Raw genomic sequence first — 23828 nt, 5'->3', positions numbered from 1 at the left:
CAAAACGCGAGAAATGAGGCTGGCGGAGTGCTCGGCGGGCAACGACGTGGTCGGCTCGTACGCGACGTCCAGCTGAGGTCGTCGATTCCCGTTTCGTACCGAAAGCGGTGTTTGGGAGCGCTCTCTTATCCGCTTGGAGTACGAAACGGGAGGTTGCAGCTGCCTCGGCTTGCGATGAGGGGCTCGCGGAGTGTGGTGCGCGGTGGGTCAGTCGAGGGTGGACCAGGTGAGGCTGCGCCTGTCGTCGTCGGAGCGCGCGCTCCACTTCACCGAGACGACGTCGATGGACTCGGGGAGCACGTAGACGGTGTGGCCGCCCGCGGTCTCTCCCGGGTTGACCCCGATGCGGTGCGGTGGCCGGGAGGACAGCGACACCGGGGCCTTGGAGACCTGCCTGCCGTCGGTGGCGATGAGCACCAGGTACAGATCGGGCAGCGAAGCGAAGGGGATCGGGCCCCGGTTGGTCAGCTCGGTGTGCACGACGACCGCGCGCTCGCCCTCCTGGAGGCGGTAGCCCGCGGCGGTGAACAGGAAGTCGGCGGGGTCGACGACCTCGACCAGCTGGATGCCGAGCTGTTCGCCTTCGAGGCCGATGGTCTCCAGGGTGGTGCCGATCTTGCCGGTGCGCGGACCGGTCGGCAGCGCGGGTTGGTCCCCGCGCGCCCACGACGAGCTCTGCGGCGGCCCCCACGTGCTGAGCACCGGATCGGCGGGCTGGGGCGGCTGCGGTGGCTGGTGGTGCGGTGGCTGCTGTGGCTGGACCGGGAACGGCGTGCTCTGCGGGTGCTGCTGCGCGGGGAACGGGGTGCTCTGCGGGAACGCCTGCGGCGGGTACGCGCCGGTGTGGCCGCCGTGCACGGGGTACGGGCCGCTGGGGCCGGGGTAGGGACCGCTGGGCGTGCCGTGCACCGGGTAGGCGCCGCTGGGCGTGCCGTGCACGGGCTGGTGCGGGTGCTGCTGCTGACCGGGGTAGCCGCCCCAGTGCGGCTGCTGCTGTTGTTGCGGTGGCGGAGGGGCGAGCGCGGCGCGCAGGCCGTTGGGGTCGCACTCCACGCCGACGAGCAGCGGGAGGCCGGTCGCGGAGAGCGCGATCAACCGGGAGGCCACCTCGCGGGCGTCCATCCCCGCTCTCGCGGCGATCTCGTGCACGGCCGCACGGCCCGCCTCCGCTACCAGGGCGAGCAAACGGGCATCGACGGGGTCCGGCACAGCCACGCACGGCACGCTACCCCGTCGCCGAGATCAACGCGCCGACGCCCACACCGGCGAAACGTGAAGGAAAGTAGAGCGCGCTAACACCTTCTGCCTTCCGCCCAGGCCGAAGTGTGCGCGTGCGGGGGCCTGTTCTGGCTGGTAGAAGGCACTTGAGCAATCAAGCTGGGTGGCAGCGCGGTCCGGGAAACGGTCTGGGAACAGCCCTTGTCATCGTTGTCGGACTGATCGAGGATGGCCGACCTCAGGACCAGCTCAGCGACGAGGAAGGTCGGAGAATGCGACGCAGAGCCGCGCTCGTTGCAGTGACAGCCATGACCGCCATGACCGTGCTCGGTGGATGCCTCGGGCAGCCGCAGAGCGCGGACAGCTCCCGCAACGCCGACGCCAAGGAGGTCTCGCTGACCATCACCGGCAACGCGGTGGCGGGCGGCAAGAACTCGGCCAAGGCGGCGTGGGTGACCGACTGGGTGATCCCGCGCTTCGTCGAGGAGCAGAAGCGCAAGGGAGTCACCGCCACCGTCCGCTTCGACGGCAACGGCGCCGGCGACGAGGACTACAAGACCAAGATCGCGCTGGACCTCAAGACCGGTGGCGGCGCGGACATCATGGCCGTCGACGGGATCTGGGTCGGCGAGTTCGCCGGGGGCAAGCAGATCCGCTCGCTCGACGAGATCGTCGGCAAGGACAAGGTCGACGCGTGGGAGGGCTGGAAGCAGATCCCCCAGGCGGTGCAGAGCGTCGGCGTCTTCGACAGCAAACGCTACGGCGTGCCGGACGGCACCGACGGCCGCGTGCTCTTCTACAACAAGAAGCTCTTCGCGCAGGCGGGCCTGCCCGCGACCTGGCAGCCGCGCAGCTGGGACGAACTGCTCTCCGCGGGTGAAGCGCTGAAGAAGCTGCCCGGTGTCACGCCGATCCAGCTCAACGCGGGCACCGCGATGGGCGAGGCGACCACGATGCAGGGGCTGCTGCCGCTGCTCGTCGGCACGGGAAAGCCGTTGCTGGCCAATGGCAAGTGGCAGGGCGCGACCAGCAACCTCAAGGACGTCCTCGGCCTGTACCAGCGGGTCTACGGCGGTGGCGGGCTCGGCGACGCGCTGCTGCAGCAGGAGGCCAAGGGGCGCGACAAGTCCTTCGCCCAGTTCGCCGAGAACAAGATCGGCATCATGCTGGAGAGCGACTACCTGTGGCGCTCGGTGCTGGAGCCGACCAAGGGCGCGGTGAAGATGGCCGACCGCGACAGCTCCGTCGGCTGGGCGATGATCCCGGCGCAGCGGCCGGGCGCGGGCGTGCGCGGGCAGGACTTCGTCAGCATGTCCGGCGGCGCGATCAACCTGATCAACTCCAACACCAAGTTCCCGGCGCAGGCGTGGGAGCTGCTGCAGTTCATGAACTCCGCCGAGGCGGTCAAGGCGCGGCTGGGCGGAGCGGCGCAGGTCACCCAGCGCACCGACGTCAACAACGAGGTGCTGGCGGGCGATCCGCTGCTGTCGTTCATCGCGCAGAAGGTGCTGCCGCTGACCGAGTACCGGCCCGGCGTCGCCAACTACACCAGGGTGTCCTCGGCGTTGCAGCAGGCGACAGCTGACGTGGTGAGCGGCAAGACCGCGCAGGAGGCGCTCAACGCCTACCAGGAAGCGCTGAAGAAGATCGTGGGAGAGAACGAGATTGTCTCCGGCTGAGGTGCGAACGGTCGCGGGCCGCGCGAAGCGGTTCGCGACCGACGTCGCCGGTCTGGGGATCGCCCGCGCGATGGGGTTCGTGGCCCCCGCGCTGCTGCTGATCGCGGTCTTCCTGATCTTCCCGGCGCTCTGGACCATCTACATCGGACTGACCAACTACGAGCTGACCGGGCCGAACGCGGTCGCGCCCCAGCTCGTCGGGATCGACAACTTCGTCAACGCGCTCAACGACGCGCTGTTCCAGAACTCGTTGTGGCTCACCGCGTTGTTCGTGCTCGGCTCCGCGGTGATCGGACAGAACATCCTCGGCTTCGTGCTCGCGTGGACGCTGCGCAAGGCCAAGCCGGGACTGCGCCGCACCGTGGAGTCCTTGGTGCTGCTGGCATGGATCTTGCCGAGCACGGTGGTGGCCTTCCTGTGGTTCGCGGTGCTGGACCGCGACGGTGGAACGCTGAACGCCCTGCTCGGGTCCGAGGGCACCGCGTGGCTCGTCGAGTACCCGATGCTGTCGCTGATCGTGTTCAACACCTGGCGCGGCACGGCTTTCTCGATGCTGCTCTACAGCTCGGCGCTGGCCGCTGTGCCGCCGTCGCAGCTGGAGACGGCTCGGGTGGTCGGCGCGAGCGGCTGGCAGACGGTGCGCGACATCGTCTTCCCGCACATCCGTGGGCACGTGCTGACGAACACGCTGCTCATCAGTTTGTGGACGGCCAACGACTTCTCGCCGTTCCTGCTCACCGCCGGTGGGCCCAACCACGCCTCCGAGACGCTCCCGGTGTTCATCTACCGCCAGGCCCTCGAAGGCGGTCAGCTCGGCTACGCGTCGGCGATCTCGTTGCTGTTGCTGCTGGCGAACCTCGTGGTCGCCGCGGTGTACCTGTGGTTGCTGCGGAGGAAGTCATGAGTCCGCTGATGATGGTGCGGCGCATAGGTTTCTACGTGGTGATCGCCGTGCTGATGGCGTTCTTCGCGGTGCCGATGCTGTGGCTGGCCAGCGCGCCGTTCGACAGCAAGCCCGGGCTCGGGCTGCGCTGGCCGGACTGGACGCTGGACAACGTGAAGACCACCTTCGAGCACCCGTACGCGTTGACCTCGCTGTGGAACTCGCTGGTGATCTGCGTGGTGGCGACGGTGATCACGGCGAGCTTCGCCGCGCTCGCCGCCTACGCGCTGTCCCGCGTCCGGATTCCCGGCCGGGACCTGATGCTCTACGTGCTGCTGCTGCTGTCCAGCGTGGTCACGGGCACCGCGGCGATGGTGCCGATCTTCGTGATGATGTTCCAGCTCGGGCTGATCAACTCGCAGTTCGGCACGGCGCTGGTGATCGCGGGCGGGATGCTGCCAGCGGCGATCTTCATCCTGAAGGACTTCGTCGACTCGGTCCCGCGCTCCTACGAGGAGTCCGCGCGGGTCTTCGGGGCTTCGCCGTTCCAGGTGCTGACGCACGTGGTGCTGCCGGTGGCGCGGCCCGGGATCGCGACCATCCTGGTGTGGGCCTTCGTCAACGCCTGGGGCAACTTCCTGTTGCCGTTCCTGCTGATCCGCGAGGTCGGCAAGCAACCGGGCGCGGTGCTGCTGCGCACGCTCCAGGACGAGGGCGGCAGCGCCAACCTGACCGTCATCCCGGTGTTCTCGCTGCTGTACTCGATCCCGGTGGTCGTGCTGTACGTGTTGGTGAACAAGCGCTACGGGTTCCGTTTCCACGGAGGGATCAAGAGCTGATGGCCGGAATCGACATCCGCGCACTGTCCACTGTGTACCCCAACGGGGTGCGCGCGGTGGACGGGCTCGATCTTGAGATCGTCGACGGTGAGTTCTTCGCGCTGCTCGGCCCTTCCGGCTGCGGCAAGACGACGCTGCTGCGCACGATCGCCGGGCTGGAGCAGGCCAGCTCCGGCCAGGTGGTGATCGGTGGGGCGGACGTCACCGGCGTCGACCCCGGCAAGCGCAAGGTCGCGATGGTGTTCCAGGACTACGCGCTGTTCCCGCACATGACCGTCGCGGAGAACATCGGCTACCCGCTGCGCGTGCGCGGGGAGTCCAAGGCGCGCCAACGGGAAGTGGCTGAGGAGACCTCCGGTGGGCTGAGCCTTGCCGGGCTGCTCGACCGGCGCCCCGGTCAGCTCTCCGGTGGTCAGCAGCAGCGCGTCGCGCTGGCGCGGGCGATCGCGATGGACGCCGGAGTGCTGCTGCTGGACGAGCCACTGTCCAATTTGGACGCACGATTGCGGCTGGAGGCGCGGACCTTCCTCAAGCGGTTGCAGCGCGAGCTGGGGCTGACCACGGTCTTCGTCACCCACGACCAGGCGGAAGCGCTCGCGCTGGCCGACCGGATCGCGGTGATGGAGTCCGGGAAGATCCGTCAGCTCGGCAGTCCGCGCGAGGTGTTCCAGCGGCCCGCCAACACCTTCGTCGCCAACTTCATCGGCTCCACTCCGATGAACCTCCTGGAGTCGGTGGTGTGCGGCGGTTTCGTCGAGGTCGCCGGTGCTCGGCTGACACTGCCCTCGGGCATCTCGTTGGCCGACGGCACTCCGGTCACCGCGGGAATCCGGCCGGAGTACCTGAACGTGGGCGCTGGTGACGGGATCACCGGTGTTGTGTCCACTGTGGAGAACCTCGGCGTGTCGTCGCTGGTGACCATCGAGTGCCCGGGGGACGCGTTGGTCGGGCTCACCGTGCCGGAGCAGGACGAGCCGGCGATCGGGACCACCGTGACCGCCGCGCCCGAGCCCGGCAGGCTGCTGGTCTTCGACGAGGCCGGATTGCTGCTCGGCGAGGCGAAGGTCGCGGCATGACCGTCCACAGTGGTCAGTGGGTTCGCGAGGACCGGGCCGCGAACCCGTGGCCCGGGCTTCCTTTCGAGGTTCCCGCCGGTGCCCCCGCGATCACTGTGGAGCTGGAGTTCGACGACTCGCGCGGCGCCGTCATCGATCTGGGCTGCGAGGGTGCCGCTGGCTGGCGCGGCTGGTCCGGCGGCGCTCGTCGCAGGTTCACCATCGCGCGGGACTGGGCCACGCCGGGCTACGTCCCGGGTGAGCTTGAGCCCGGCCTGTGGCACGTTGTGCTTGGGCTGCACCGAGTTCCGGTCGACGGCGTCGATTACCGGGTCTCGATCTCGTTCGACGAGGTTTCGCCACCGGCTCCGCCGACCTCGCCGCCGGTTCCTGCGCGACCGTCGGTGCGCTCACTTCCGGCCGGTGCTGGGTTGCGGTGGGTGCCCGCGGACTTCCACTCGCACACCTTGCACTCCGATGGGGCGCTGACGGTTCCCGAACTGGCCGCGCTCGCGGTGTCACGCGGTCTGTCCGCGTTGGCGGTCACCGACCACAACACCGTCAGCCACCACGCGGAGTTGGCGGATGTCGGGCGGCAGTACGGGATCGCGCTCGTTCCGGGCCAGGAGGTGACCACGGAGTCCGGTCACGCCAATGCTTTCGGGGACATCGGGTGGATCGACTTCCGGCGACCCGCTGTCGAGTGGCTGTCCACTGTGGAGGATCGTGGCGGGCTGCTGTCCGTGAACCACCCGCTCGCCGCTGACTGCTCGTGGCGGCACCCGCTGCCGCGCCGCGCTCCGCTGGCGGAGATCTGGCACTCCACGTGGCTCGATCCGCGTTGGGGCGGCCCGCTAGCGTGGTGGCAGGCGTGGGGGCGCGAGGTCACTCCGATCGGCGGGAGTGACTGGCATCGCTCAGGTTCCGACGCCATCCCCGGCACTCCGACGACGTGGGTCGCCGTTGACGCCTCCGCTTCTGGGCCTGACGAGCTGGTTTCCGCGGTGCCCGACGGCTTGCGTGCTGGGCGGACTGCTGTTTCGGCGGGGTTGGACGCTCCAGTGTTGTTGCCGGTGGACGGCGAGCTTGTCGCTGTGGACGCTGACGGTGCTCTTGTGCTTGACGCGGAAGGGGATCGTCGGCCTGTGCGCGGTTCGGTGTGCACGCTTTCGGCCGGTGTGGATGGCGGCTCGGTGCTGTTCGGCCATGACAGCGCTGTGCTGTCGTTGTGCGCAGCTGTCGTTGCCCGTACTTAGGATTCGCCCATGGGAATGACTGCGACCTGGGTGTTCGAGCCTGCCGACGGAGTGCCGCCGCCTCCGGGGTGGTCGAGTGCGGTGGTGGGTGCCCTTGTTGAGCCGCCGGGGCGCTCGGCCTTGGTGGTTTCCGTGTGGGACAGCGGTTTCTGCTTGCTCGACGCGCCGGGACACTGGCGGTGGGTGATCAACGAGGAGATCACGCGGGGCATGCACTGGGGCAACGTGTGGACCTCCGGGCACCTCGCTTCGGTTGGCAGGGCGGAGGTCCTGCGCGAGTCCGGGGTCTTCTCCCGCGTCGAACCCATCGCGGGCTCGGACCTGTGGTGGTTCCAGCTCACCGCCGACCCCGACGAGCTGGAGCACTCGCACGTCGACCGCGCCGCGTGGGTGACCAGAGCCGTGATGCCCAGGCGCCCCAACGGCAACATCGGCCTGACCGCGCAGTGACGACGCGCTTCGGTGAACGCCTGAAACGTCGTTGTTGCCACCCCCGCAAGATTGTGTCGTTCGTGTATCTCGTGCGGGCGGTGGCGACTGGATTCAATCCATTGGTCGCTGCATTTTAGCAGTTCAGGGCGTATGCTTCGAACATGTGTTCTATGCGCTGAGGTTGTGGCGTACTTGCTTCAGGTGTCGAGGCAGGTGTGTAACGTCCGCGCTGGCTCCATGGACAAGCTTCAGGGGATGGGAGCACCGTGGAGGCGACCTCGACTCCACATCGCGCGAAGGGGGATGAGCGACTGTGAACGCCAAGTACGACGCAACGACGATTGCCAAGTGGTTCATCGCCTGGGCTGATCACGCCGAGAACGCGTCAATGTCCAACCTCAAACTTCAGAAGATTTTGTACTACGCCCAGGGGCATCACGTGGCGTTGCACGGCGAGCCGTTGTTCTCTGACGAGATCCAGGCTTGGTCGCACGGTCCCGTGGTGCCAACGGTGTATCGCAAGTTCCGGGACTTCGGCGCCGGTGAAATCAAGTTCGACGAGCATGTCGACTTCTCCTGGGACGATGTCGACGAGGAGGCGACGCGGCATCTGATGCTGGTCTGGAACACCTACGGTGGATTCGCCGCGTGGCGTTTGCGGAACATGACGCACGACGACGGGCCGTGGAAGGACCACTTCGTCGACGGTGAGCGCAACCTCGTGATCCCGGTGGAGTCGCTGCGCGAGCACTTCAGTTCGCGCACCCGGGTTTCCGAACCACGTGCATGACGGACAGGCGTAGGGGCAAGGCTCCTAAGTCGATCAAGGGGACCATCGCTGACGTGCCGCCGGTCCGCGACCGCAACCGGGACACGCCCAAGTTCTGCCTGCGGCACCTCCAGCGCGGCTACGACGTCGACAACCTCCCCAAGGAGCAGCGGGCGGCGTTCGCGGTGGCACTCCAGCGCCGCGCCGCGATGACCTGGCGAGACATCGTGATGGCGCCAAGGCACGGCCTGGGCACGGAGAACCTGCCCCGCGAGCAGATCAAGGCGAAGATCCCTGCGGCGTTCGAGGACTCCGAGGAGTTCCTCGTTCTGCGCTACGACGGCAAGCTCCCGATGGCGGGTGTGCGCGCGGGCGAGGTTCTGCACATCCTGTGGATTGAGAAGCACTTCGGGGATCTGTACGACCACGGCTGAGCGCGGTCCGCGCCAGCTGAACGTCCAGCGGAGCGTGGTGGTCTTCAATTTACTGCCCCCCGCGAGGCGGGCGCGGCGGTCCGCTTAGGCCCTGAACGGGTCGTTTGATGCGTTGAGCGCACCGAACGACCCGTTCAGGGTGCTCAACGCACCAAACTCGGCGTTCGTGCTAGCGGGTGAGGTGGATTCCGGTGATCTCCCAGGGGCGCAGGGGGATTTCGGCTGTGCCGTCCACAATGGACAGTTCTTCGACGACGGCTCCGGTGAGGTCGACGCGTGCCGCGGCGGTGAGGCCGGGGAGGCTCACCTGGGCGGTGCTCGCCGAGTCGGAGTACGAGACCAGGCGCAGCTCCAGGCCGTTGCGCTGGCGCAGGCCGCACGCGGTCGCCCCGGTGACGGTGATGCCCTCGGCGGAGGCGAGGTCGGAGGTGGTTCCGGTGCCCGCCACGGTGATCAGCGGGTTGCGGTAGCGCTCCGCCGCGTCCATCAGGTTCGCGGACGCCCAGTCCCCGGCGTGCGGGAGGACGGCGAACTGGCTCACGGTCACGCCGGGGACCTGGGCCTCGGGGATCGGAGTGGTGGGGCCGGCGGGCTCGGCGCGCAGCGGGTGCAGGTTGCGGCTGATGGCGCCGGTGGCGCGCAACAGGGTGAGCGCCAGATCGGAGCCATCGGAGGAGACCTCGTACTCGGTCACGTTGTGCAGCAACACACCCGTGCCGCCAGCATCCACAAAGGACGATGCGGGGAACGTGGGGAGCGGGTGCTCGCCGTTGCCGCCCTCGTTGACCAGGGCGCGCTCCACCACGGAGAACTGGCCCTCCGCGTGCGAACTGGAAGCGGTGCGGGCGGTGGGGATGTGGAAGCGGACGCGGTGGTCGACGCTGCGGTTGTCGAAGGAGACCTCGACGCGGACGAAGGGCTCGTTCACGCGAAGCTCGACGCTGGTCGTCACGCCGACGGACACGGTCTCGGACGTGCGGGCGGTGCCGTCGAAGTCCACGAGGCCGAGAGGCCACTCGTACGTGCGGAGCACCACGAGCGAAGCCACGAGAGGACCCTGCTCCGCCGCGACGACGGTGACAGCGGTTGGCTTGTCCACCAACGTGTCCGTGACCGGAGGACCGTAGTTGTAGCTGTCGCCCGCGTCGCCGCCGTCAACGATGCGGCCGACGCCGTCGAGCACGGTGCCATCGGAGCCGGTGACGCGGAGCGTGCCGTCCTCGTTCACCACAGCGGACACGAGGCCGTTGTGCAGAGCACCGTCCACAATGGACGACGGGGCGGAGAGCGGCGCGGAACCGGCGCGAGGGCGGACGGAGGCCCACCCCAGAGCAGGAGCGGTGGTCAGCGCGAGGAGCTCGCGGCTGGGCTCGTCGATCACGCGCAGGCGCCAGTCTCCCGGCGAGGACGCGGCGACGGCCTCGGTCAGCTCGTCGGCGAAGCGCTCCACGTCGTAGCCGGGGTCGCCGATGCGCCCGACGGTGAAGGTGACCGTGTGATCGGAAATCTCCGCGCGCTGGATGGCCCTGCTGTACATGACCTGGCCGAAAGTGCGCCTGCGTACGGCGTTCACCACGTCGGCGGCGGGGAACGTCGCGTCGATCAGATTCCGCTCAGCACGGCGGATCTCCTGGGTCGGAGCGAGGGTGCCATCGGGCAGCTCCAACGCGACATCGGCCCACGAATCGGGCGCGACCACCTGGCAGCGAACGAGATCGGTGCGCTCGAGCGCGCTGGGGTTGACCACGACGACGGAGTCCGAAGGCGCACGGGAGGCGATGTCGTTGAGGGTGCGGTCGCGGACGGCGCTGCCCAGCTGCTCCGCCTCGGCGATGCGCGCGGCGACCTGCTGAGCGGTGGAGTCAGCACCGCACCCGGTGACGGAGTCGTGGCAGGACGCGTCGACGAGCCGGAGCCACGCCATGCTCAGGAACGGCTCGGCGGCCTGCGGGCACCACAACGCCGACAGCGGCTCGGCGTAGCGCTCGACCATCCGCTCGGCCTCGGCCATGGCCTGCTTCACCGCGACGCGCACGGAAAGGATGCCCGGCAACAGGTTCGCCCTGGCGTGACTGCGGAGTTCGCCGAGCACCTGCGGCAGTCCGGCCTCCTGCGGGTCCCGCCCGGCCAGCGCCTCGGCCAGGGTCTCCAACCGCAGCGTGACCTCGGCGCCGGAAGCCTGCACGGCGCCGACCTGGTCGAGCAGCGTGGGGATCGGCGCGCTGTGGTCGGTGCCGTACATGGCCAGCGGCTCGGTGTCGCCGAACCACGCGCGCATCTGCTCAGCGAAGGCGATAGAGCGCTCTACCGTCTTGGCCGGGTCGGTGAACATCACCGAGGCGTTGCCGTAGCCGCCGGGCAGGTACTCGGTGCGCACGGAGGAGCCGTCGGGGGAGACCCAGTGGAACGCGTGCCGGTCCACGCTGCCGGGAACTCCGCGCCACAGGCACGCCTGGTCGAAGCCGAAGCCGCGCAGGATCTGCGGCAGCTGCGCGGTGTGGCCGAACTGGTCGGGGATGTAGCCGACGCGCATGGCGCCGCCCAGCTCGGCGGAGCGCGCGAGGCCGATCTCCAGGTTGCGCACCAGGTTCTCGCCGGAGCACAGGAAGGAGTCGGCGAGCACGCGCCACGGGCCGACCGCGAGCTGGCCGGAGCGCACCAGCGCGACGACCCTGGGCAGCGCGTCCGGCCGGACCTCCAGGTAGTCGTCGACGGCGGCGGTCTGCCCGTCGAGGGTGAAGCGGAAGCGGGGGTCGGCCTCCAGGCGCGGCAGCACGGTGTCGAGCAGGTCCACGAGCTGGAGGCGGAAGCGCTGGAACGGCTCGTACCACTCACGGTCCCAGTGGGTGTGCGGGACGACGTGCACGGTGCGGCGGGAATCAGTGGCGTCGGTCACCTCGGCACGGTAACCACGGACCCCGCGCGCTGTCAGTGCCCAATCCGCCGAAGTGGGTCCTTTCGGGTTCATCCGGCTGAACCTGGTTGTCTGACCAGGGTTTTCCCAGCTGAGCCCGCTGCGGGCCGAGTCGGTCATACGCTGCTGGGGAAGCCGTTCGCGTCGAGGGGGACGCCACATGTCGACGTCCGTGCGGTCGGTGGCGCTGTTCACCGACGAGTACCTGCAGAACTCCCACGAGATCCTGGCGCTGCTGCGCGAGGAGGGGCCGGTGCACCGCGCGCGCACCGCCAACGGGCTGCACGTGTGGGTGGTGACGCGCCACGCGGACGCCGTCGCGGTGCTCACCGACGACCGGCTGCTGAAGAACCCCGAGGGCCTGACCACGGCGATCCGCGCCAACCTCGACGACCCCGACCGTGGTCTGACCTTCTCCGGCGACATCGCCCACCACCTGCTCAACAGCGACGGCGCCGAGCACGACCGGCTGCGCGGACTGCTGGCCGGGGCGTTCAGCGCCGAGCGCGTGGCGCGGATGCGGCCGAGGATCACCGAGATCACCGACGGGCTGCTGGACGCGATGGCGGGCAAGCGCCGCGTCGACCTGATCGAGGAGTACGCGCTGCTGATCCCGGTCGCGGTGCTGTGCGAGCTGCTGGGCGTGTCCCACCAGGACCAGGACCGCTTCCGCGCGTGGGCCAACGTGATCCTCGCGGCGGCGGACCCGGACGCGATCCGCGACGCCAGCATCGCGCTCGCGGCGTTCCTGGTGCAGCTGATCCGGGGCAAGCGCGCCGTGCCGGGCGATGACCTGATGTCGGAGCTGGTCGCGGACGGTCGGCTCACCGAGCCCGAGTTGATCTCGATCGCGTTCCTGCTGCTCGTCGTCGGGCACGAGACCTCGGGGAACATGATCGCCAACAGCGTGCTGTCGCTGCTGCGCGCGCCCGACCAGCTCGCGGCGTTGCGCGCGGACCCCGCTCGGCTGCCGGGGGCGATCGAGGAGCTGCTGCGCTTCGAGAGCCCGGTCGGGATGACGACCTTCCGCTACACCAACGAATCCGTGGTCGTGGACGGCGTGGAGATCCCCGCGGGCGAGATCGTGATGGTCGCGCTCAGCTCCGCCAACCGGGACTCCGTGCGCTTCCCCGGAGCTGACCGGCTCGACCTCGCGCGTTCGGCGGACGGGCACCTCGCGTTCGGGCACGGCGTGCACCGCTGCCTCGGTGCCGCGCTCGCGAAGGTGACCGGCACGGTGGCGATCGGCCGGTTGCTTGATCGATTCCCAGGGCTCCGGTTGGACGCGCGTGACGGGGAGATTCGTTGGCGGCGCTCGACTTTCATGCACGGTCTGCACGCGCTGCCGGTAACACCTGGCTGAGTCCGGGTTTGCTGTCGTTGCTGACAATTCGCGGGCCGGTTCGTTGTACTCGGAGACTGTCGTACCTGGAGTGCGGGGCGATCTAGCCTGCCGGTGTGACGCCTGAGGAACTGCTCGCCGCCGACCGCGAGCACGTGTGGCACCCGTACGGGCCGATGCCCGGCGTGCGGGAGCCGCTGCTCGTCGAGTCCGCGCGCGGCGTGCGGCTGCGGCTCACCGACGGGCGCGAGCTGATCGACGGCATGTCCTCGTGGTGGGCCGCAGTGCACGGCTACCAGCACCCGGTGCTCGACGAGGCCGTGCGCGACCAGCTCGGGCGGATGAGCCACGTGATGTTCGGCGGCCTCACCCACGAGCCCGCCGTGCGGCTGTGCACGCGGCTCGCGGAGATCACCCCGGAGCCGTTGCGGCACGTGTTCCTGTGCGACTCGGGCTCGGTGTCCGTCGAGGTCGCGGTGAAGATGTGCTTGCAGTACTGGCGTTCTCGCGGCCTCGGCGCGAAGCGGCGGCTGCTGACCTGGCGCGGCGGCTACCACGGCGACACCTTCCAGCCGATGAGCGTCTGCGACCCGCGGGGCGGCATGCACAGCCTCTGGAGCGGAGTGCTGCCGGAACAGGTCTTCGTGCCCGCGCCGCCCGCTGGCTTCGACGCGGACATGGACACCGCCTACGTGCAGCTGCTCGCTGATGAGATCGAGCGCCACGCGGACGAGCTGGCCGCGGTGATCATCGAGCCCGTGGTCCAAGGCGCGGGCGGCATGCGCTTCCACAACCCGCGCTACCTGCACGTGCTGCGCGAACTGACCCTGGCCAACGACGTCCTGCTGATCTTCGACGAGATCGCGACGGGCTTCGGCCGCAGCGGCGCGCTCTTCGCCGCCGACCACGCGAGCGTCAGCCCCGATGTCATGTGCCTCGGCAAGGCCCTGACCGGCGGTTACCTGTCGATGGCCGCGACGCTGTGCACGCCGGAGATCGCCGACGGCATCTCGCGCGGAGAGCTGCCGGTGCTCGCGCACGGGCCGACGTTCATGGGCAATCCGCTCGCCTCGGCCGTCGCCAACGCCTCGATCGACCTGCTGTTGGGGCAGGACTGGGCGGGGGAGGTCGCCCGCGTGGAGACAGGACTGCGCGCTGGTCTCGCTCCGGCTTCGCGGCTGCCCGGGGTCTCTGACGTCCGAGTCCAAGGCGCGATCGGCGTGGTCCAACTCGACCACGCGGTGGACGTGGCTGCCGCGACCAGGGCGGCGACGGAGCACGGCGTGTGGCTGCGGCCGTTCCGCGACCTGATCTACGTGATGCCGCCCTACATCAGCACGGACGCCGAGGTCAGCGCCGTTTCCGCTGCTGTCGTGGCCGCCGCCGGGGTTGGGTAGCGTGCGGGCGATGACCTTGCTTGTCATCACAGGGACCGGGACCGAGGTCGGCAAGACCGTCGCCACCGCCGCCGTCGCCGCGCTCGCCAAGGACGCGGGAAAGCGCGTCGCCGTCGTCAAACCCGCGCAGACGGGAGTGAAACCGGGCGAGCCCGGCGATGTCGACGAGGTCGTGCGGCTCGCGGGTGCCCTGACCGCGCGAGAGCTGGTCCGCTACGACGACCCGCTGTCCCCCGAAGCCGCCGCGCGCCTCGCCGGTCAGCCCCCGGTCAGCCCCTCCCAGGCCGCCGAGGCCGTCACCGAGCTGGTCGAGGACCACGACGTGGTGCTGGTGGAAGGCGCGGGCGGGCTGCTCGTGCGCTTCGACCACACCGGGGGCACCCTCGCCGACCTCGCGTGGACGCTGCGCGCGCCCGTGCTGCTCGTCGCCGCTGCGGGGCTCGGCACGCTCAACACCACCGCGCTGACCGCAGAAGCGTTGCGGCACAGGGGAATCGAGTGCCTCGGAGTGCTCGTCGGCTCGTGGCCCACGTCGCCTGACCTGGCCACGCGGAGCAACCTCCTCGACCTGCCCGTCGCCGCGCGCGCACCGCTGCTCGGCGTGCTCCCGGCGGGGATCGCCCAGCACGACCGCGCCGGCTTCCTCCGCGTCGCGCGTGCCCATCTGGCTCCGCAACTGGGCGGTGAGTTCGACGCCGTGGCCTTCGCGGAGCGGAACTCACCGTGACTTTGACCGCACTTCCGTGCGGGTTTCTTCGGGCAGACTGCTGCCCGAGCCGCCTCTGAGACAAAGGAGTTCCGGGTGACCGTCGCCGACACCGACGTGCTGGACATCGCGCGCGAAGTGGTTCTTGAGCGCGGGGAGGGCCTGCCCGAGCAGGACGTGCTGCGTGCGCTGCGGCTGCCCGACGAGCGGCTGCCCGAGCTGCTGGAGCTGGCCCACCAGGTCCGGATGCGGTGGTGCGGACCCGAGGTCGAGATCGAGGGCATCATCAGCCTCAAGACCGGCGGCTGCCCCGAGGACTGCCACTTCTGCTCGCAGTCCGGGCGCTTCCCGACGCCCGTGCGCTCGGCGTGGCTGGACATCCCCAACCTCGTCAAGGCCGCCGAGCAGACCCGGGCGACCGGAGCGACGGAGTTCTGCATCGTCGCCGCCGTGCGCGGGCCGGACAAGCGGCTGCTGTCCCAGGTGAAGGCGGGCATCGAGGCCATCCGCGCCTCCGGCAACGACATCCAGATCGCGTGCTCGCTCGGCATGCTCACCCAGGAGCAGGTCGACGAGCTCAAGGCGATGGGCGTGCACCGCTACAACCACAACCTGGAGACCGCGCGCTCGCACTTCGAGAAGGTCGTCACCACGCACACCTGGGAGGAGCGGTGGGAGACCCTGCTGATGATCCGCGAGGCGGGCATGGAGGTCTGCTGCGGCGGCATCATCGGCATGGGTGAGACCGTCGAGCAGCGCGCCGAGTTCGCCGCGCAGCTGGCCGAGCTGGGCCCCGACGAGTGCACGATGAACTTCCTCATCCCGCAGCCGGGGACGCCGTACGAGAACTACGAGGTCGTGCCGGGCAAGGACGCGCTGCGCACGGTCGCCGCGTTCCGGCTGGCGCTGCCGAAGGCGCTGCTGCGCTTCTCCGGCGGGCGCGAGCTGACCTTCGGCGACCTCGGCACCGAGCAGGGCATGCTCGGCGGGATCAACGCGATCATCGTCGGCAACTACCTGACCAACCTCGGCCGCCCCGCCGACAAGGACCTCGCCATGCTCACCGAGCTGAACATGCCGATCAAGGCGTTGAGCGAGACCCTGTGACGGCGCTCGGCGTGTACTGCGAGACTTGCGGGAAACCGCTGGCGGAGAATGAGCACGCGGTGTGCGAGCAGCGGCGGGAGATCAACCCGCCGAGGTACTGCCGCGAGTGCAGGCGGCGGATGGTCGTCCAGATCCTCCCGACCGGCTGGTCAGCGCGGTGCAGCGCGCACGGAGCGATAGAGGGTTGAGGTAGATCGGCAGTGACCGAGGAGCAGGGCGGGCGTGCGGCACCGGTGCGGATTCCGGCGGTCACGGACTCCGACTTGGACTACTACGACCCGCCCTTCGCACTGCCGGAACCGCCCCGGCCCAGGGTGGTGGTGAAGGCCGACCTGCTGCCCTCGCTGAGCGCGTTCTCCTTCATCTCGCTGCTCGGCGTGCCGGTCGCCTTCGCCTGGTCGCTGCTGGCGCCGGGGGAGCGCAAGGTGGTCAACTCCAAGGGCGAGCTGGTCAGCCTGCCCTGGGAGAGCTACCACCACTACGACGCGCTCGCCGTGTTCCTGATGATCACCCTGGGCGTCGGGCTGATCACCGGCTTCGGCATGTGGCTGCTGCGTCGGCGCCGCGGCCCGGTGATGATGATCGCCACCGGCCTCGGCTCCGCCGCGGCGGCCGCGCTCGCCATCCAGCTCAGCGGCCTGTTCGCCGGGTGGTGGTACCCCGTTCCGGCGTCCTTGCAGGTCGGCGATGTGCTGCTGCAGGCTCCGGCGCTGACCCTGTGGTGGGCCGTGCTCGCCCAGCCGACGACGGCGCTGCTGGCCTACGGCGTGGCCGCGGCGTGGAACGGCACCGACGACCTCGGCCGCCGCTTCGACCGCTGAGGGTTGCTCCAACTCCACTTGCTCCCATTGTTGGAGCAAGTTGGAGCAAGCTTGGAGCAACGCCGTTTCCGCTGGTCAGGGGCGTTTCAGGTGGGCTCCAATGCCCGTTTCTGCCGGGGTTCGTGGTGGTTGAAGACCGGCGAACCAGCAGGTGGTCAGCGTGTGCGGATGAAGGCGTCGCCGTTGTCTTCCACGAAGGCGCTCCGGGTCAGTTGTTGGCGAAGTCGGCGGCGAACTCGGAGAGCGGGGCCGGGACGGCGCGCAGGGCTCGGAGGATCTCCGCCTCGCGCTTGAGCAGGCCGCGGACCATGCGCAGCCTGCGCACCGGGTCGCCCTCTTCGAGCAGCTGCTGGCGGTCGTCGAGGGACAGCAGGCAGTCCTCGGCGAGGACGTTGGCCAGGGTGGTGAGGTCCTCGGTCGTGCAGGGCTCGCGCCAGTCCTCCTCGCGCCACGCGGTCGCGCAGTAGCCGCGGTGCGCGGCGCGGGCGAGGTCGGCGAGCTTGGCGACGAGGTCGTGGTCGGTGACGGGGGAGTCGGGCAGCCACTCGACCTCGGCGACGAGGTACGGCGCGGCGCTGTGGTCGACGTCGACGAGCCGGAAGCGGCGGTGTCCGCGCACGACGATGTCGTAGCGGCCCTCGGGGAGCTGGCGGGCCTCGCGCAGCAGCGCGGAGCAGCCGACGGGGTGCACGGCGGCCATGTCGTCGGTGCGGATGTCCCAGCCCTGGCGGACGGAGACGACGCCGAAGGCGCGGTCGGGGCGCACGCCCTTCACCAGGTCGACGACGAGCTGGCGGTAGCGCGGCTCGAAGATGTGCAGCGGCATGGACGCTCCCGGCAACAGCACCGCGCCAAGGGGGAAGAGGGGAAGCGTCTCAGTCATTTGCCTGACATTAAGGCCATCGTGCCGCGCGCGCCGGGCGGTCGGCGGGGGGTGGGCGGAACACGGCGAAGGGGTCGGTGACCTGCAGACCCCGTGCGGCGAAGCGGAAGAGCGCGGCGGGCCGGCCGCCGGAGGGACCGGGTGGGGCGGTGCTGCCGGTGGGTTCGAGCAGGCCGCGCCGGGAGAGCACGCGTTGCAGGTTGGTCGCCGAGACCCGGTAGCCCAGGGCCGCCGAGTACAGCTCGCGCAGCGTGGAGACGGTGAACTCGCGACCGGCGAGCGCGAAGCCGAGGTTGGTGTAGGAGAGCTTGGCGCGCAGGCGATCCCGCGCCCGCTCGACGATCGCGGCGTGGTCGAAGGCGGACTCCGGCAGCCCGGCGACGGGGTGCCACGCGGTGTCCTCGGGCAGCACGGGGTCGACGTCGCAGGGGACCAGCCCGAGGAAGGCGGTCGCGACGACGCGTTCGCCGGGCACGCGGTCGGGGGCGCTGAAGACGGCCAGTTGCTCGACGTGGGTGAGCTGGCGGACGTCGACCTTCTCGGCGAGCTGGCGCCGGATCGAGCCCTCCACGTCCTCGCACGCGCCGAGCCTGCCGCCGGGCAGCGCCCAGCGCCCCTCGTCGGGGTCCAGGGCCCGCTGCCAGAGCAGCACCTGGAGTGAACCGGATCTCACCTGCAGCACAGCTGCGAGCACCTCATGTACTGCCATCGCTGGAATTGATACCATCTCCCCTGTTTTCGCTTCTAAGGCGAAAACCCGGGTGACGGGCAAGCGCCCGGCACGCACGCGAGGAGAACCCGATGAGCACAGCGGAGATCGCCCCATACAGCGGAGTCACCCCCGACGCCGCTTGGGCCGAGGAAGTGCGGGAACTGGCACGTCAGCGCGACGCGGTGCTGCTCGCGCACAACTACCAGCTGCCGGAGATCCAGGACATCGCCGACCACACCGGCGACTCCCTCGCGCTGAGCCGGATCGCCGCCGAGAGCGACGCCTCGACGATCGTGTTCTGCGGCGTGCACTTCATGGCCGAGACCGCGAAGATCCTCGCGCCGCAGAAGACCGTGCTCATCCCGGACGCGCGCGCGGGCTGCTCGCTGGCCGACTCGATCACCGCCGACCAGCTCCGCGCCTGGAAGGCCGAGCACCCGGACGCCGTGGTCGTCTCCTACGTCAACACCACCGCCGACGTGAAGGCGGAGACCGACATCTGCTGCACCTCATCGAACGCCGTGGACGTGGTGCGCTCGATCCCCGAGGACCGCGAGGTGCTCTTCCTGCCCGACCAGTTCCTCGGCGCGCACGTGCGCCGCGAGACCGGGCGGGACAACGTGCACGTGTGGGCGGGGGAGTGCCACGTGCACGCCGGGATCAACGGCCCCGAGCTGGCCGACCGCGCCGCGGCCTTCCCGGACGCGGACCTGTTCATCCACCCGGAGTGCGGCTGCGCGACCTCGGCGCTCTACCTCGCGGGCGAGGGCACGGTCCCGGCCGAGCAGGTCAAGATCCTCTCCACCGGTGACATGGTGAAGGCCGCGCGCAGCACCTCGGCGACCTCGGTTCTGGTCGCCACCGAGGTGGGCATGCTGCACCAGCTGCGCAAGGCCGCCCCGGAGATCGAGTTCCTCGCGGTGAACGAGCGCGCGTCCTGCCCCTACATGAAGATGATCACCCCGGCGGCGCTGCTGCGCGGTCTGCGGCAGAACGCCGACGAGGTGCACGTGGACGCCGAGACCGCCCGCCGGGCGCGGGGCGCCGTGCAGCGCATGATCGAGATCGGCACGCCCGGCGGTGGCGAGTGACGGCGGCGCTGCGCGAGGTCGGCGCGGCGAACTGGGAGGCCCGCGCTGACGTCGTCGTGGTCGGGACCGGCGTCGCGGGGCTGACCGCCGCGCTCACCGCGCACGAGCTGGGCCTGCGCGTCCTGGTGATCACCAAGGCGTCGGTCGAGGACGGCAACACCCGCTGGGCACAGGGCGGGGTCGCGGTCGTTCTGCCTGGTCAACACGACGCGGGCGACTCAGTGGACCGCCACATCGCGGACACGCTGACGGCGGGAGCCGGGCTCTGCGAGGAGGTCGCGACGGCCGCGATCATCCAGGACGGCCCGGCCGCCGTGCGCAAGCTGATGCGGCTCGGCGCGGCGTTCGACCTCGGCGAGGGCGGTCGGTTCGCCCGCACCCGCGAGGGCGGCCACAGCGCGTTCCGCGTCGTGCACGCGGGCGGGGACGCGACGGGCGCGGAGGTCGAGCGCGCGTTGCTGTCCTCGGTCCGTGACGGCCGGATTCCCGTGCTGCACAACCACATCGCGGTTCAAGCTCTGCACACACCAGCCGGTCAGGTCGCCGGTGTGCAGGTGCTCGACGGTGACGGAGTGCCTGGTGTGCTGCGCGCGCCCGCGGTGCTGCTCGCGACCGGAGGGCTCGGCCAGCTCTTCCAGGCGACGTCCAACCCCGAGGTCGCGACGGCGGACGGGCTCGCGCTCGCGCTGCGCGCCGGGGCGGCCGTCGCGGACGTGGAGTTCGTCCAGTTCCACCCCACGGTGTTGTTCACCGGAGCCGGTGCGCGCGGGCGGTGTCCGCTGGTCACGGAGGCGGTTCGCGGCGAGGGCGCGGTGCTGGTCGACGCGTTCGGCGAGCGCGTGATGACCGGTGTGCACCCGCTGGGCGACCTCGCTCCGCGCGATGTGGTCGCTGCCGCGATCAGCCGTCGCATGGCGGAAACCGGCACCAACCACGTGTACCTGGACGCGACGCACCTCGGCGCCGAAGCGTTCCGGCGGCGGTTCCCCACGGTCCACGCCGCCTGCCAGTCGGTCGGCGTCGATCCCTCGAAGGACGGGATTCCCGTTGCGCCAGCCGCACACTTCGCGTGCGGCGGCGTGATGTCCACTGTGGACGGACGAACCTCGCTGACCGGGTTGTACGCGGCGGGCGAAGTGGCGCGCACCGGACTGCACGGCGCGAACCGCCTGGCGTCCAACAGCTTGCTCGAAGGGCTCGTGGTCGGAGCGCGGGCCGCGCGCGCGGTCGCGTTCGACCTCGGCGCGGGCCTGCTCGGCGATCCGCGCGCAGTGGAGGTCATCGACCTGCCAGCCGCTCCGGTCGCGGTTCGCGAGCCGTTGCAGGACGCGATGAGCCGCTACGCCGGGATCGGCAGGGAGAAGGCGGGGATCGCGGCTGCGCTGAGCGTGCTGGAGTCCTCCGTGCACCGTCCACTGAGGACACACCGGGCGGTTGAGGACGCGGCGCTCGCGCTGACCGCGCGGGCACTGCTGACGGCAGCCGACGCGCGCACGGAGTCGCGGGGCTGCCACGTGCGGCTGGACCACCCGGACCGCGACGACGCGCGGTGGCTGAGGAGCCTGCCGCTGCGCTTGGACGTGTCCGGACAGCCGGTGTTGCTCAGCGCGATCGCATTGGGAGGTGCGGCATGAGGCCGCTGTCGCCGGAGACTCAGATCAACCTCGCCGAAGCGGGACTGGACCTGGAGGACGTGCGCCGGGTCGTCGACACCGCGCTCAACGAGGACCTGCGCTACGGCCCGGACGTGACGACGCTGGCCACCGTGCCCGCCAACGCGATCGCCGTCGCGGACATCAACCCGCGCGTGCCGGGCGTGCTCGCGGGCGCGCCGCTGGCGCTGGCGGTGTTCGACGCGGTACTCGGTGTCGGCGGGTACCAGGTGCTCGGCGTGCGGCCGGACGGTTCACGCTTGCAGGCCGGGGAGTCCGCGCTGCGGATTCGCGGGCCGGTGCGGGGGCTGCTGACCGCCGAGCGGACCGCGCTCAACCTGCTGTGCCACCTCTCCGGCATCGCGACGACGACCGCCGAGTGGGTCGCGGCGATCGAGGGCACCGGCTGCGCGGTCCGGGACAGCCGCAAGACGCTGCCCGGGCTGAGGCTGTCGCAGAAGTACGCCGTGCGCTGCGGTGGCGGGCAGAACCACCGGCTCGGCCTCGGCGACGCGGTCCTGATCAAGGACAACCACGTGGTCGCGGCGGGATCGGTCGGGGCGGCGTTCAAGGCGGCGCGCGCGCACTCGCCGGAGCTGGAGTGCGAGGTCGAGGTCGGTTCGCTGGCCGAGCTGGACGAGGTGCTGGCCGAGCGCGCCGAGCTGGTGCTGCTCGACAACTTCACCGTCGAGGAGTGCGTGGAGGCCGTCCGCCGCAACCGCGCCGCCGAGGCGCCCGCCCGGCTGGAGGCCTCCGGCGGGCTCGTTCTGGGCGTGGCGCGGGCCTACGCGGAGACCGGCGTGGACTTCCTGGCGGTCGGCGCGCTGACCCATTCGGCCGTCGCACTCGATCTGGGGATGGACCTGGAGTAGGTCATTCGGTGTGCTGTACCGGACATCCGTGCACACCGGGTGAGCAAGATGAAGTTTCAATAAGGATTGAGCCGAAACGATCACCCGGATGGTCCACGCGGGCGCTCGTTTCCGTTAGTATCTGCCGCACAGCCAGCAAGTGAATATGAACGTCGCCCGGATCTCGGAGGTAACTCGGTGACCACCTCCTCGAACTCCCCGGCCGCCGCCGGTCCCCGCCTGCTGCTGCTCTCCAGTGGGGTGCGGGAGCACGACTGGGCCTGCGAGCGGCTCGGTGACGACGCCTGGCTGATCACCTGCTCCGGCGAGGAGAGCCTGCTCGCCGACGCGCTGGCGGACATGAAACTGCGCTGGGGAGTCCCGGACCGCGTGGTTCCGCTGGACGGCCGCAGCATCCCGCTCGCGGCGCTGCTGCGCGTCAGCCTCGGGCTGCCCGCCGTGCAGGCCGACACCGTCCTCTCGCGCGACCTCCGCCAGACCCACCAGCGCGCCGTCGCGGCAGGGCTGCGGACCGTGCAGCTGCTCGACCGCGCGGAGCTGGAGGACTGGGACTTCCGCACCGCGGTGTTCGCCAAGCCGGTCCAGCGCGGCGCCGCGCCCGCGCGCAGGCTGACCTCCTCCTACGACCTCACCGACCTCGACCCCGACGTCGACATGCTCTTCGAGGAGTGGGTCGTCGCGCCGGTCTGCCACGTCGAGGGCATCGCGGTGGACGGCCGGATCGCCGCGGCGCGGCTGTTCTACTACGTGGGTCCCGGCGCCGGCCGGGTCACCGTGACCAACAAGGTCGCGCTCGACCGGCTGACCGAGGCCGCCGGTGACGTCGTCGCCGGGCTCGACCTGCCCGACGGCGCCTTCCACATCGAGCTGTTCGACCTGCCGACCAACCCCATGCTGCTCGACGTCGTGGTGCCGCTCGCGCCCGTCGAGGAGCGCTCCCTGAACAAGAACTGCGTCGCTTCGCGCGCCCCGCAGCGCGTGCGGGCCACGGTGGCGCCGGGGGCTTTGCGCTTCACGGCCGCCTGAGTTCTTTCGGTTCGTTTTCTGGGCTCTTCGCTTGACTCTCCCTCGTTGGTTTCCCCCACCGGATGGAGAGTTCCCATGGCACTGCCCTCGCTGAAGTCGGTCATGGCCGTCGGCGCGCTGCTCGTCGCGATCCCGCTCGCCGGAGCCCCCGCCGCTCTGGCCGCCACCGGCCCCGGCCACCCCGCCAACGTCGTGATCTGGTCGAAGGCGATCGCCTCCAGCGCCCCCGCCGCGGTCGACGGTGCTCTCGCCTCGGCGAAGAAGGGTCTCGCCCAGCACGAGCAGCGCACCGGCACCACGTGCAAGCCGCGCTCCCAGCGCATCTCCGTGGAGAAGCTGCGGGACCACTTCGTCGGCACGTCGGAGCTGCACGCCACCTGCGTGAAGCGCTGACGGAACTCAGTTCGGCACCGGGTTGCCGGTCGGCCGTGGTTCGCGGTCGGCCGGTGCCCGGCGGCTGTCCGGCAGCCACAGCACGAACGTGCTCCCGGCTCCGGGAGCGCTGTGCAGGTCGACCCGGCCGCCGTGGCCCTCCACGATCTGCCGGACGATCGCCAGCCCGAGCCCGCCGCGCCCGCTCGTCGTCGCCGACCGCGGGCCCGCCTGCCAGAAGCGGTCGAAGACGCGGCCGTGATCGCGCTCGGCGATGCCGGGCCCCTGGTCGCGGACGGCGATCCAGCACCAGCCACCCGCACCACCCGAGCTGAGGTGGACCTCGCTTCCGGGTGGCGCCACCCGGA

23 protein-coding genes are annotated in these 23828 nt (G+C 70.3%); 18 read left to right on the top strand and 5 right to left on the bottom strand.

The window, feature by feature from the left end:
* Positions 1-207 precede the first annotated feature (207 nt).
* Positions 208-1215 carry an AsnC family protein gene (locus tag CCN37_RS35705; RefSeq protein WP_086829556.1) on the bottom strand — a complete coding sequence of 336 codons (1008 nt, stop codon included), beginning with the start codon at positions 1213-1215 and terminating at the stop codon, positions 208-210.
* A 311-nt stretch (positions 1216-1526) separates the two neighbouring features.
* Here CCN37_RS35705 and CCN37_RS35700 point away from each other — a divergent pair, with 311 nt between their 5' ends.
* The 8 genes from CCN37_RS35700 to CCN37_RS35665 all read left to right on the top strand — a co-directional run bounded on the left by CCN37_RS35700 (position 1527) and on the right by CCN37_RS35665 (position 8565).
* Entirely contained in the window at positions 1527-2897 is a 1371-nt protein-coding gene (locus CCN37_RS35700) for an extracellular solute-binding protein (protein ID WP_210408357.1), read from the top strand.
* Position 2898: 1 nt separating this feature from the next.
* A complete protein-coding gene (locus CCN37_RS35695) occupies positions 2899-3801 on the top strand; it encodes a carbohydrate ABC transporter permease (protein WP_210408356.1) in 903 nt (300 codons plus the stop codon).
* Entirely contained in the window at positions 3798-4619 is an 822-nt protein-coding gene (locus CCN37_RS35690) for a carbohydrate ABC transporter permease (protein ID WP_086829552.1), read from the top strand. The genes CCN37_RS35695 and CCN37_RS35690 overlap by 4 nt, the downstream gene beginning before the upstream one ends.
* Positions 4619-5695 carry an ABC transporter ATP-binding protein gene (locus tag CCN37_RS35685; RefSeq protein WP_086829550.1) on the top strand — a complete coding sequence of 359 codons (1077 nt, stop codon included), beginning with the start codon at positions 4619-4621 and terminating at the stop codon, positions 5693-5695. The genes CCN37_RS35690 and CCN37_RS35685 overlap by 1 nt, the downstream gene beginning before the upstream one ends.
* A complete protein-coding gene (locus CCN37_RS35680) occupies positions 5692-6930 on the top strand; it encodes a CehA/McbA family metallohydrolase (protein WP_086829548.1) in 1239 nt (412 codons plus the stop codon). Before CCN37_RS35685 ends, CCN37_RS35680 begins: the two co-directional genes overlap by 4 nt.
* Positions 6931-6939: 9 nt before the next feature.
* Complete coding sequence (locus CCN37_RS35675; RefSeq protein ID WP_143261973.1) at positions 6940-7380, top strand: hypothetical protein; 441 nt, start codon at positions 6940-6942, stop codon at positions 7378-7380.
* Between the two features lie 295 nt (positions 7381-7675).
* Positions 7676-8152 carry a Panacea domain-containing protein gene (locus CCN37_RS35670; protein WP_210408355.1) on the top strand — a complete coding sequence of 159 codons (477 nt, stop codon included), beginning with the start codon at positions 7676-7678 and terminating at the stop codon, positions 8150-8152.
* Positions 8149-8565 carry a hypothetical protein gene (locus CCN37_RS35665; protein WP_143261972.1) on the top strand — a complete coding sequence of 139 codons (417 nt, stop codon included), beginning with the start codon at positions 8149-8151 and terminating at the stop codon, positions 8563-8565. Before CCN37_RS35670 ends, CCN37_RS35665 begins: the two co-directional genes overlap by 4 nt.
* A 169-nt stretch (positions 8566-8734) precedes the next feature.
* On the opposite strand, the gene CCN37_RS35660 is transcribed toward CCN37_RS35665, so the two are convergent.
* Positions 8735-11461: a glycoside hydrolase family 38 C-terminal domain-containing protein gene (locus CCN37_RS35660; RefSeq protein WP_210408354.1), complete on the bottom strand. Its 2727-nt coding sequence runs from the start codon at positions 11459-11461 to the stop codon at positions 8735-8737.
* A 178-nt stretch (positions 11462-11639) separates the two neighbouring features.
* Here CCN37_RS35660 and CCN37_RS35655 point away from each other — a divergent pair, with 178 nt between their 5' ends.
* From CCN37_RS35655 to CCN37_RS35630, 5 genes are all read left to right on the top strand, one after another.
* Positions 11640-12842 carry a cytochrome P450 gene (locus CCN37_RS35655; RefSeq protein ID WP_086829540.1) on the top strand — a complete coding sequence of 401 codons (1203 nt, stop codon included), beginning with the start codon at positions 11640-11642 and terminating at the stop codon, positions 12840-12842.
* 95 nt (positions 12843-12937) lie between these two features.
* Entirely contained in the window at positions 12938-14218 is a 1281-nt protein-coding gene (locus CCN37_RS35650) for an adenosylmethionine--8-amino-7-oxononanoate transaminase (protein ID WP_086829538.1), read from the top strand.
* A gap of 10 nt (positions 14219-14228) precedes the next feature.
* Positions 14229-14945, top strand: a complete 717-nt coding sequence (gene bioD / locus CCN37_RS35645) for a dethiobiotin synthase (RefSeq protein ID WP_086829574.1) — start codon at positions 14229-14231, stop codon at positions 14943-14945.
* 75 nt (positions 14946-15020) lie between these two features.
* On the top strand, positions 15021-16031 hold the full coding sequence (bioB, locus tag CCN37_RS35640; protein WP_086829536.1) for a biotin synthase BioB: 1011 nt from the start codon (positions 15021-15023) through the stop codon (positions 16029-16031).
* Positions 16032-16231: 200 nt separating this feature from the next.
* The gene (locus CCN37_RS35630; RefSeq protein WP_246843509.1) at positions 16232-16852 is read left to right on the top strand and encodes a DUF2567 domain-containing protein; all 621 of its coding nucleotides are present in this window, start codon (positions 16232-16234) and stop codon (positions 16850-16852) included.
* 208 nt (positions 16853-17060) lie between these two features.
* On the opposite strand, the gene CCN37_RS35625 is transcribed toward CCN37_RS35630, so the two are convergent.
* Both CCN37_RS35625 and CCN37_RS35620 read right to left on the bottom strand, forming a co-directional pair.
* The gene (locus CCN37_RS35625; protein ID WP_086829532.1) at positions 17061-17735 is read right to left on the bottom strand and encodes an LON peptidase substrate-binding domain-containing protein; all 675 of its coding nucleotides are present in this window, start codon (positions 17733-17735) and stop codon (positions 17061-17063) included.
* A gap of 10 nt (positions 17736-17745) precedes the next feature.
* Positions 17746-18444: an NUDIX domain-containing protein gene (locus CCN37_RS35620; RefSeq protein ID WP_210408353.1), complete on the bottom strand. Its 699-nt coding sequence runs from the start codon at positions 18442-18444 to the stop codon at positions 17746-17748.
* A 92-nt stretch (positions 18445-18536) separates the two neighbouring features.
* Between CCN37_RS35620 and nadA the strand changes: the two genes are divergently transcribed.
* The 5 genes from nadA (at position 18537) to CCN37_RS35595 (ending at position 23481) form a co-directional block, all read left to right on the top strand.
* Positions 18537-19538 carry a quinolinate synthase NadA gene (nadA, locus tag CCN37_RS35615; protein WP_086829530.1) on the top strand — a complete coding sequence of 334 codons (1002 nt, stop codon included), beginning with the start codon at positions 18537-18539 and terminating at the stop codon, positions 19536-19538.
* On the top strand, positions 19535-21172 hold the full coding sequence (locus tag CCN37_RS35610) for an L-aspartate oxidase (protein WP_086829528.1): 1638 nt from the start codon (positions 19535-19537) through the stop codon (positions 21170-21172). The genes nadA and CCN37_RS35610 overlap by 4 nt, the downstream gene beginning before the upstream one ends.
* Positions 21169-22062 carry a carboxylating nicotinate-nucleotide diphosphorylase gene (nadC, locus tag CCN37_RS35605; RefSeq protein ID WP_086829526.1) on the top strand — a complete coding sequence of 298 codons (894 nt, stop codon included), beginning with the start codon at positions 21169-21171 and terminating at the stop codon, positions 22060-22062. The genes CCN37_RS35610 and nadC overlap by 4 nt, the downstream gene beginning before the upstream one ends.
* Positions 22063-22239: 177 nt before the next feature.
* Positions 22240-23088 carry a hypothetical protein gene (locus tag CCN37_RS35600; protein ID WP_086829524.1) on the top strand — a complete coding sequence of 283 codons (849 nt, stop codon included), beginning with the start codon at positions 22240-22242 and terminating at the stop codon, positions 23086-23088.
* A gap of 75 nt (positions 23089-23163) precedes the next feature.
* Entirely contained in the window at positions 23164-23481 is a 318-nt protein-coding gene (locus CCN37_RS35595) for a hypothetical protein (RefSeq protein WP_086829522.1), read from the top strand.
* A gap of 6 nt (positions 23482-23487) precedes the next feature.
* Here CCN37_RS35595 and CCN37_RS35590 read toward each other — a convergent pair.
* The coding region (locus tag CCN37_RS35590) for a cell wall metabolism sensor histidine kinase WalK (protein WP_143261971.1) at positions 23488-23828 on the bottom strand (341 nt) is incomplete at its 5' end.

The organism is Allokutzneria sp. NRRL B-24872 (genome assembly GCF_002155965.1).
Classification (GTDB): Bacteria; Actinomycetota; Actinomycetes; order Mycobacteriales; family Pseudonocardiaceae; genus Allokutzneria.
This window is presented reverse-complemented; position numbering and strand designations above follow the sequence as displayed.

Excerpts from the sequence above, each read along its gene's own strand:
- CCN37_RS35620 (WP_210408353.1), bottom strand. The coding sequence starts at position 18,444 with ATGGCAGTACATGAGGTGCTCGCAGCTGTGCTGCAGGTGAGATCCGGT.
- CCN37_RS35700 (WP_210408357.1), top strand. The coding sequence starts at position 1,527 with ATGACCGCCATGACCGTGCTCGGTGGATGCCTCGGGCAGCCGCAGAGC.
- CCN37_RS35665 (WP_143261972.1), top strand. The coding sequence starts at position 8,149 with ATGACGGACAGGCGTAGGGGCAAGGCTCCTAAGTCGATCAAGGGGACC.
- CCN37_RS35675 (WP_143261973.1), top strand. The coding sequence starts at position 6,940 with ATGGGAATGACTGCGACCTGGGTGTTCGAGCCTGCCGACGGAGTGCCG.
- CCN37_RS35595 (WP_086829522.1), top strand. The coding sequence starts at position 23,164 with ATGGCACTGCCCTCGCTGAAGTCGGTCATGGCCGTCGGCGCGCTGCTC.
- nadC (WP_086829526.1), top strand. The coding sequence starts at position 21,169 with ATGAGGCCGCTGTCGCCGGAGACTCAGATCAACCTCGCCGAAGCGGGA.
- CCN37_RS35680 (WP_086829548.1), top strand. The coding sequence starts at position 5,692 with ATGACCGTCCACAGTGGTCAGTGGGTTCGCGAGGACCGGGCCGCGAAC.
- bioD (WP_086829574.1), top strand. The coding sequence starts at position 14,229 with ATGACCTTGCTTGTCATCACAGGGACCGGGACCGAGGTCGGCAAGACC.
- CCN37_RS35655 (WP_086829540.1), top strand. The coding sequence starts at position 11,640 with ATGTCGACGTCCGTGCGGTCGGTGGCGCTGTTCACCGACGAGTACCTG.
- CCN37_RS35685 (WP_086829550.1), top strand. The coding sequence starts at position 4,619 with ATGGCCGGAATCGACATCCGCGCACTGTCCACTGTGTACCCCAACGGG.
- nadA (WP_086829530.1), top strand. The coding sequence starts at position 18,537 with ATGAGCACAGCGGAGATCGCCCCATACAGCGGAGTCACCCCCGACGCC.
- CCN37_RS35625 (WP_086829532.1), bottom strand. The coding sequence starts at position 17,735 with ATGACTGAGACGCTTCCCCTCTTCCCCCTTGGCGCGGTGCTGTTGCCG.
- CCN37_RS35690 (WP_086829552.1), top strand. The coding sequence starts at position 3,798 with ATGAGTCCGCTGATGATGGTGCGGCGCATAGGTTTCTACGTGGTGATC.